Source organism: Mesorhizobium sp. M7A.F.Ca.US.008.03.1.1, from assembly GCF_003997495.1.
Taxonomy (GTDB): Bacteria; Pseudomonadota; Alphaproteobacteria; order Rhizobiales; family Rhizobiaceae; genus Mesorhizobium.
Map to the genome: position 1 here is coordinate 1 of NZ_RZRU01000061.1, position 436 is coordinate 436.

Sequence of the window (436 nt, forward strand, 5' to 3'; positions counted from 1 at the left end):
CGCTACACCGCGACCGCCATCCACCGGGATGAGGCAACGCGCAAGAACCACGAGGAGATGGGCTTTTTCGATGGCTGGGGCACCGTGGTCGACCAGCTTGCGCAATACGTCAAGACGATCTGACACGGCGTCTTCTCACATGGCGGCCACGGCGTCGTCTGGTCGCTCAATTGCCAGCGCCCATAGAGTTGATACCGGCCCTGCCCCAGGAAACTGTGGATGAGGACGAAGTCGCGGACCGTCCAGCCAATCGGTTCGATGGCTCGCTCGCCAAGCTTCGCGACCTGCATCCTGTCGCGCAGCAAGGTAACGTGGGGTTCGAAGGAATTCGCCACGAAGGGCTTCAGCGGGCTATCGGAGAGCGTAGCGCCGAGGCTGCGCCAAAAGGTTTGCAAGGCTGGATTGCCGCCGCTACCGCGCAGCACCAGTGCGCCAC

1 protein-coding gene and 1 pseudogene are annotated in these 436 nt (G+C 62.8%); both read left to right on the forward strand.

Annotated features, from left to right (window positions below; genetic code table 11):
* Positions 1-123 (forward strand): annotated as a pseudogene (locus EOA16_RS32435) (SRPBCC domain-containing protein); the annotation flags it as partial.
* A 92-nt stretch (positions 124-215) separates the two neighbouring features.
* Positions 216-436 (forward strand): hypothetical protein (locus EOA16_RS32965; RefSeq protein WP_206517378.1); only part of this gene is annotated, 221 nt, incomplete at its 3' end.